The organism is Aquabacterium sp. UBA2148 (assembly GCF_002328915.1).
Taxonomy (GTDB): domain Bacteria; phylum Pseudomonadota; class Gammaproteobacteria; order Burkholderiales; family Burkholderiaceae_C; genus Aquabacterium; species Aquabacterium parvum.
Window position 1 is genome coordinate 1,902 of record NZ_DCXA01000012.1, and the last position, 8,050, is coordinate 9,951.

Genomic DNA, 8,050 nt, shown 5'->3' on the forward strand with positions numbered 1-8,050 from the left:
CGCTGTTGTTGGTGGTCGAGCCGCACTCGATGTCGACGCTGCCGTTGAGCACCAGCGGGATGCGGTTCTGCGAGGTCACCGGCACCAGCTTGATGGCGATGCCCGGCTTCTTGAGTTCGGCCTTGATGGCCTCGACGGCCTTGAGCATCATCTCGTGCGAGTAGCCGACGACCTGCTGCTTGTCGTCGTAGTACGAGAACGGGATGGAGGACTCGCGGTGCCCCAGGCTGATCACGCCGGTGTCGGCGATCTTCTTGAGGGTGGGCGAGGACTGGGCGTGCGCCACGGGGGCCAGCGGGGACAGCATCAGGCTCAGCAGGAAGCTCGGCAGCAGGGGGCGGATCAGCTTGGCGTTCATGTCTCGGTCCTTGGTGTGGGGTCTCGGGGCGGCCGGGGCCGGGTGCACAACACATCGCAGGGCGCGTGCCAGCGTGAATTTCACAGCTTGCCACCGGCAAGTGCTTGATTTCATTGGGGCTGATGCGGAGCCGGGTGCCAGGTTGTTCGGGATTTCGAACGCCTGCCGGGGCGCGGCGTTCGGTTTGCCGGACGCCTGAACACCCGTCACATCTCGGACACACACGGCGATGCTTTCCACTACACTCACGTCCATCGCCGAGTTAACAGGACAACTTGCGGGGCGATCCACAAATGCCGCTAAAGCGTTCGCCGCTGCACAGAGAACCGTCTCGACAGCCCCGGCGACGCCGAGGTTCATGGACACATTTTTCTGGAGCACACACCGTGGCGAACGACTTCCTCTTCACCTCCGAATCCGTCTCTGAAGGCCACCCCGACAAGGTCGCCGACCAGATCTCCGACGCCATCCTCGACGCCATCTTCGAGCAAGACCCGAAGAGCCGCGTGGCCGCCGAAACCCTGTGCAACACGGGCCTCGTGGTGCTGGCCGGTGAAATCACCACCAACGCCCACGTCGACTACATCCAGGTCGCGCGCGACACCATCAAGCGCATCGGCTACGACAACACCGAGTACGGCATCGACTACAAGGGTTGCGCCGTGCTGGTGGCGTACGACAAGCAGTCGAACGACATCGCCCAGGGCGTGGACCACGCCTCTGACGACTACCTCAACATCGGCGCCGGCGACCAGGGCCTGATGTTCGGCTACGCCTGCGACGAAACGCCCGAGCTGATGCCCGCGCCGATCTACTACGCGCACCGCCTGGTCGAGCGCCAGGCCCAGCTGCGCAAGGACGGCCGCCTGCCTTACCTGCGCCCGGACGCCAAGAGTCAGGTGACCATGCGCTACGTCGATGGCAAGCCGCACTCGATCGACACCGTGGTGCTGTCGACCCAGCACAGTCCCGAATGGAGCCTGGGCGACAAGATGAAGCCCGAGTTCAACGAGGCCATCATCGAAGAGATCATCAAGCCGGTGTTGCCCAAGGAGTGGCTGCAAAACACCCGCTACCTGATCAACCCGACCGGTCGCTTCGTGATCGGTGGCCCGCAAGGCGACTGCGGCCTCACGGGCCGCAAGATCATCGTCGACACTTACGGCGGTGCCTGCCCGCACGGCGGTGGCGCCTTCTCGGGCAAGGACCCTTCCAAGGTCGACCGCTCGGCCGCTTACGCCGCCCGCTACGTGGCCAAGAACGTCGTGGCCGCAGGTCTCGCCAAGCAGTGCCAGGTGCAGGTGGCTTACGCCATCGGCGTGGCCCAGCCCATGAACATCACGGTCTACACCGAAGGCACGGGCGTGATCTCCGACGAGAAGCTGTCCAAGATCGTGGCCGAAAGCGGCATCTTCGACCTGCGCCCCAAGGGCATCATCCAGATGCTGGACCTGCTGCGCCCGATCTATTCCAAGACCGCTGCGTATGGCCACTTCGGGCGTGAAGAGCCGGAGTTCACGTGGGAGCGCACGGACAAGGCCCAGGCGCTGCGGGACGCAGCTGGCCTGAAGGGCTGAGCACTGCGGCAGCAGGGCTCCCTGGGCCTTGCGGGGAGCGGCCGTCAGGCCGTGACTCACAAGGCTGCTGCGCTGCGTGCGGCGGCTGGGCTGTAAGAGATTCGCGCGTCATTCACCTGATGCGCAGCCAAAGCGGGGCCAGGGTGCCCCGCTTTTTCATTCCAGGCCTCAGAGGCTGAGATCAAGCGCCACCACCTTCAGGCGATGCCGATCCGCCTCTGGGATGCGCTCTCGCAGAAGCCGTTCCAGGTCCTCAGCACTCTTTGGCTTGATGCCTTCTGGGCTTTTCTCTGGTGAGTGTCCGAACCACAGCACCAGGTAAATGCCGTGACCTTGGGCGGCAGGATCAGTGACGTATCGGCCTTCTAGCTGGTCTCGCCAGGCCAGCCAAATCTGATCGTGGTTTTCTTTCTTGATTTCGATCGGCACGACCACTCGACGATGGTTGATGACCGCGCTGACACGCAAGTCGGCTCGCGTGTCTTGTTGTGCGCTGGCTTCTTTCTCCAGTTGCACCGACATGTTGATCAGGCGATCTCGCAACAGTGCCATGAGCCGATCTCGGCAGGTGTTCTCGATTTCCGGTGTGCGCTGTTCTAGCGACTTGGCCTTGTTGGTGGCCGAGTAGCGCCAGAAGCTCGCCACGCCGTTCCACTCTGCGCCACGCAGCTCTTTGCCCAACTGACGCAGGTGGTCCACCGTCAACGCGGCCAGATCTGCGACGTTCGCAGGAGCTCTGCTGTACAAGGTCTGGACCACCAATGCGGCTGATGCGTGCCTGAACCCGGCTTCTCGCGCGGCGCGTGTGTGGGCCGCCAAAGCTGCGTCCAGTATGTGGCGCCATCGCATCGTGTGGGCATTGGCACGCAAGCCGCGAAGCGCCTTACCCGCTGCAGTTTCAGTGGATTCCGCCAGCCGCGTGATCATGCTGTGTACCAATTCGCGGCGGTGGTCCGCTTCGCCAATCCAATGTGGGCCGTCTGGTCGATCTGGCTCGGCATGGGGCGCTAACTGCTCAATGAAGCTTGCCCAAAAAGGTGGCGGCAACTCCAGTCGGTGTGGCAATCGCGCGTCGATGCTGCTCAATGCATTCGCCATCTGAACCGCGCGTGTTTGACTGCTGCCCACGAACTTGATCAACGCCATTGCGATGGGTTCGGGGTCAAGGCTGAGCCCCGCCACCAGCCATGAAATCCGTTGTGGCGCATCCAGGCTTCTGAGCTTCAGCCTGGTTTGAATGATGTCGAGAAGCGCATGCTTGTCCACATGCCGGATGGCTGCTGGCAAAAGGGACTGGTTCAGGTGGCTCAACTGCGCCTGATTGGCTTTTGCAGGAAAGGTCTCCAGGATGGCTGGCACGCACCGTTTTGCGAGCTCTGCCGAGCCCTCGTCGCTGTTCAAGGCCCACAAACCTGTGATCGAGCCTTCTGCCCGCTGACGCAGCATGCCTTGCACATATTGAGTGAACACCTGGGAGACCAAATCGACGCGGGACCGCACGATGGATGAATACCAGGTGGGCACATTGCCTGTGCCATCTGTCAGCCACATGGCCACCAAGCGTTCAAGCAGTTCATCCGGCCAGCCTTTGGTGGCATCTGGGTCTTCGCTGGCAACCAGTTCCGCACCGATGAGGCACGCTGAATCAAGCGGGTGCATGCGCAGTTCACGGCCTGCTTGAAGGACGGCCGACACTTCAGGAAGACCGGTCCTGTCGAGCACCTTCTTCATGCCTTCAAGCGCCACAGGCAACAACGCCGCATCACCGAGGTAATCGCACAGCCGGTCCTCCGGTGTTGCGCCATGGATGTCGGTGTACCGATCGAGGTAAGACATCGCCATCTGGTGGTAGAGGCCTGGGGGCGCAGTGCCCGCAGCCATGGCTTCCAGGTGTGGCGTGATGCGTTCCCGGCGCTTCACTTGTTGAAGCATCTCCTTGGTTCGCCATTCCTCTTGATTCCGCCAATACTCGCCTTGAGCTGCATCAATGGGCCAGCTCCAGATGGCCTCCCGCCAAGCGTCTGCCGCTGGCCACTTTGGGCGCTGAGCCTCACACCAATCTTCCACGTCGCGCACCGTGATGTCTGAATCGACGGAGGGGTTGATGGCCTGGTGCGCGGCTTGTTCAACACACCATTTGGCGATGGCTTCTGACGAGGTCTGAGTGGCCAGCGTCAGCAGCCACCGGTGCCAGTCTCTCGGAAGCCGTGCGCCATGAAGCAACTGGCTGGCTTCCCAGAAGTGGGGTGGGGTGGACGTGGGCAAGGCCAGCGTCAGCACCGACTTCTGAACCTGCGGGTGTGCGCTCAACCAGTCGCGGATCTCCTGACCTTCGTCGCCCTTGAGAGACCAGAACCCGTGCTCGTCCACGCAAGCCGTGAGCCAGCGGAGAACCCGAGGCGCGTCGATCGGCTCGGCCAAGCTGTTCAAAGCTGCGTCAATGATCTTGCCCATCACCCTCGGCATCTCGAAGTGGCTTCGGAGCGAGTCGATGTTCGGTGACAGGTCTGCCAAGCCATCCGCCAGGATGCGAAGCGCAACAGTGGGTGTTCGGGGGATCAGCTCACGACGCCAGAAGCCCGAGTAGCTGCCATGAAAGTACGCCGCTTTCGGTGGCCTGAAGTGCTGCATCACTTCGCTCGGCGCGATGTGATCGGGGTACAGCGCCTCTAGCAGCGTTCCCGCCAGTTGGTCTTGCGGATCGTCGATGACGCCCTGGCGAACGTCACACAGCCATGTCAACGCGGTCTGCATGTCCAGCGACAGCAACCGCGCTTGAGCCAGCCACGCGACTGCTGATTTGGTGCGGGTGTAGGGTGTGTGGCTGTGGTCACGCACAACCCGATCCAGCGCAGGCAGGAGATCGGGCAGCGGTTGACCGTGTGCGATGGCGTCAAACACGCAATGCAGCATCGACTGATGCGCTTCGGACCTGTCTGGGTTCTCGAAGAACCCTTGGTACGTCTGCTGCATGTCTGCGGTACCGAGGCCGCCGAAAGGGTGATCGGCCCAATCGCCGTTGCGGAACCAGGCGAACTGTTTCGCCTCGCCCTCCAAGCCCTGTAGGAGTTGGATCTTCTCGTTGATGCTGAAGTGACTCACATCCCCGTAAAGCACCACGCCCAGCGGGTCATGAGCGATGAAGGTCTGCCGGTGTTCGTGGCTGTGCACCGCCAGCCACGCATGCAGGCCCCGCAAGGAAGGGGCAACGCCGCCGTCCTCTGCACACATCAGGGCCATGACGCGGGCGACGGGCAAGGAGCTTTCGCCCATGCGGCGGGCGATTTCCCTGGCCCCAAGGTACTCGGCGATGCTGCGGTGCGCAGCTTGGATTCGATCGCCATCGGTTTTGAACAGCTTGGTTGCCAGGGCTGCCCGCAGGTCTTTCGTCGGGATGTCCAAGGGCAAGGCGTTCAAAGCCAGTTCGTTGATCCCATCTGCCACACCGTCCGACCATGCCTCTGCGCCGCTCAGCAGTTGAACGGCGCAAAGCGTGCCCGCGCGTCTCAACAGTTCACACGTGTTGGGTGCGCTGTCCCGCTTTGCCATTCGGTGAACGAGGTTGTCTTCCGATGCCAGCTTCTCGCAGGCCGCTGCGAACGTCTGTGCTCTGGTTGCAGGCAGCTGACCGGTTGACCCAGCCGACGCGATCATCAGACGAAGGAACAGTGCGTTGCCCATCACAGGCAACAAGCCTTGTTGCTGGGCTTGATGCCAGAAGCGATCCACCGCATCTGCTTGCACCAGCGCGTCTTCCAAGATCTGACGGATCTCTTGCTCGTTCAGTGGTTCGAGCCGGAGTTCGACAACGTCGCGCTCTGCTGCCAGCAGCTTGATTGCACCGTGATCCAGCGCTTCAATCCAGTCCGCTTCGCGACAGCTCAAGCGAAAGGGGGGCGACCCCATTTCGATCAATTTGGTGCAGATTTCGTCCAGCGGGCGATTGCGATGTCCACCCACATTGCTGGCTCTGGCTTCGTCCAGCCCGTCGATGTACAGAGCTTGCCCTTCGGCCAAGGTGGGTGCCCGCCAGCCGGGACGCATCATGAGGTGCGCCTCAACGAAGGGGGACTGGTTGTGCGCTGCGGCTTCTGCCTTCATCGCTTCCGTCTTGCCGGTGCCAGGGGGGGCCAGCAAGACATAAGCGCGCGTGGAGCGCCAATTTGAAAGGGGCAGTTTGGCCGAGCGGCCCTGGCCTTCGCGAGCGGTCGCGTGGCGCGGGATGCGGATCTCGCCTGTCTGCGCCATGGTCAACCCACCCAATGTGCGGCTCCGTACCGCAAGAACTCGCCCAGGGGAAGGCTCTCGCTGCCCACCACCCAGCGCTTGCAACCTGGAAAGCGTTGAATGAACTCGTCGAGCCCTGCATGCCGTGCGCCTGCACCAACGTTTCCGCTTTTCACCTCCACTGCTGCGAGTCGACCTCTGTGCTCGATCACGAAGTCCACCTCCAGGCCGCCCTCTCGCCAGTAGTGGACGCGTGTGTCGGTGTCGGCGGAATTGATCAGGTGGGCGCCCACCGCACTTTCGACAAGCCGCCCCCAATGGCTTTTGTCTGCCATGGCCTCGGCAAAGCTGTGCTGTCCTTTGGCGCTCATCAGGGCGTTGTTCAGGACCTGGAACTTTGGCGGTGACTGACGTTTGCGCAGCACCTGTGCGGCGTGTTTGTGCAAACCGGACATCAACCCGGCGTGGGCGAGAAGCTCCAGGTACCGGGCCAGGGTGGTCACGTTTCCAGCGTCGTTGAGCTGACCCAGGGTCTTGTCCAGCGACACGATCTGGCCCGAGAAGGAGCAGCCGACTTCAAAGAGCTGCTTGAGCAACGCGGGCTTGTCCACCCTTGTCATCATGAGGACGTCGCGTTCGATGTTGGGCTCGATCAGGCTGCGCAGCACATAGTTGCGCCAGCGCCCTTCATCCTGGATGTAGCTTGCACTGCCTGGGTAGGCACCGAAGAACACGAACTGGTCAAGCGTGAAGTCGAACGCGCTGTTCATCTCCTCGAACGACCAATGCGTGATGGGGATGACCTCATAGCGGCCAGCCAGGCTCTCTGACAGCCCCTTTTGCATCAACAACGGAGACGATCCCAGCAAGAGCACTTGCATCGGGTGTCCAGTCGCGATTTGCCGATCCCACAGGCCTTTGATGTGATCCGACCACCGGGGGATTTTCTGGATCTCGTCGATGACCAAAACGAAAGGTAGGCGAGATGCTCGCCCGGGTTCTGACTCGCGCCAAGCTTTCGCGGCGCGTTCGGCTTTGGCCCATTGATCAATCAGCCAATTGGCATCGAAGCTTGCTGCTTGGCTGCGCATCAGCGTGGGCGAATCCCAGTCATCTGCCTCGCTCAAACCTGCTTTCTCTGATGCATCCGCAGCGACCACCTTGACCGAGTCGCTCGGGCGGGTTGCTCTGAACTGATGAACCAGGGTGGTCTTGCCAACCTGACGCGGCCCGGCCAAGATCTGCATCCGTTTGGGTTGCTCGTTCAACCTGGCGACGATGACTTGAAGCAGGGGGCGCTGGTAGTCCATGAGTTTATTGAGTAAATTTACTCAATAATGTATCCGAGCCGCCAATCTGACGCCAGCACCCAACAAAAAGCCCCGCACTGCGGGGCTTTTGCTTTGCAGCGCCGGACCTCGGTCAGGACGTCTGAAACACGTTCACCGCCCCCGACAGCCTTTGGGCCTGATCGCGCATGCTCTGCGAGGCCGCGGCCGATTCTTCCACCAGCGCCGCGTTCTGCTGCGTCATCTGGTCGAGGTGGTTCACCGCCAGCGACACCTGGCGGATGCCGTCGCTCTGCTCCGAGGTCGAGGCGCGGATGTCGCCCATCATGTGCGTCACGCGCTGCACGGCCTGCAGGATCTCCTCCATCGCCTGGCCGGCGTCGCCCACCAGCCGGGCCCCCGATTCGACGCGGTCGCTCGAAGCGGCGATCAGTGACTTGATCTCGCGCGCGGCGTTGGCCGAGCGTTGAGCCAGCGTGCGCACCTCGCCGGCCACCACCGCAAAGCCGCGGCCTTGTTCGCCCGCGCGCGCAGCTTCCACCGCCGCGTTCAGCGCCAGGATGTTGGTCTGAAACGCGATGCCGTCGATCACGCCGATG

The 8,050-nt window shown here is 62.2% G+C and carries 4 protein-coding genes and 1 pseudogene; 1 reads left to right on the top strand and 4 read right to left on the bottom strand.

From position 1 onward, the window contains the following. Window positions 1-307 (bottom strand): annotated as a pseudogene (locus B2W70_RS00370) (transporter substrate-binding domain-containing protein); the annotation flags it as partial. 437 nt (window positions 308-744) lie between these two features. Here B2W70_RS00370 and metK point away from each other — a divergent pair. Continuing rightward, window positions 745-1,935 carry a methionine adenosyltransferase gene (gene metK / locus B2W70_RS00375; protein ID WP_137841678.1) on the top strand — a complete coding sequence of 397 codons (1,191 nt, stop codon included), beginning with the start codon at window positions 745-747 and terminating at the stop codon, window positions 1,933-1,935. A 168-nt stretch (window positions 1,936-2,103) separates the two neighbouring features. Here metK and B2W70_RS00380 read toward each other — a convergent pair whose 3' ends face one another. From B2W70_RS00380 to B2W70_RS00390, 3 genes are all read right to left on the bottom strand, one after another. Beyond that, window positions 2,104-6,183 carry an NACHT domain-containing protein gene (locus tag B2W70_RS00380; protein WP_286741932.1) on the bottom strand — a complete coding sequence of 1,360 codons (4,080 nt, stop codon included), beginning with the start codon at window positions 6,181-6,183 and terminating at the stop codon, window positions 2,104-2,106. Between the two features lie 2 nt (window positions 6,184-6,185). Next, window positions 6,186-7,472, bottom strand: a complete 1,287-nt coding sequence (locus B2W70_RS00385) for an ATP-binding protein (RefSeq protein WP_058089025.1) — start codon at window positions 7,470-7,472, stop codon at window positions 6,186-6,188. A 112-nt stretch (window positions 7,473-7,584) separates the two neighbouring features. Continuing rightward, window positions 7,585-8,050 (bottom strand): methyl-accepting chemotaxis protein (locus B2W70_RS00390; RefSeq protein ID WP_286741933.1); only part of this gene is annotated, 466 nt, incomplete at its 5' end.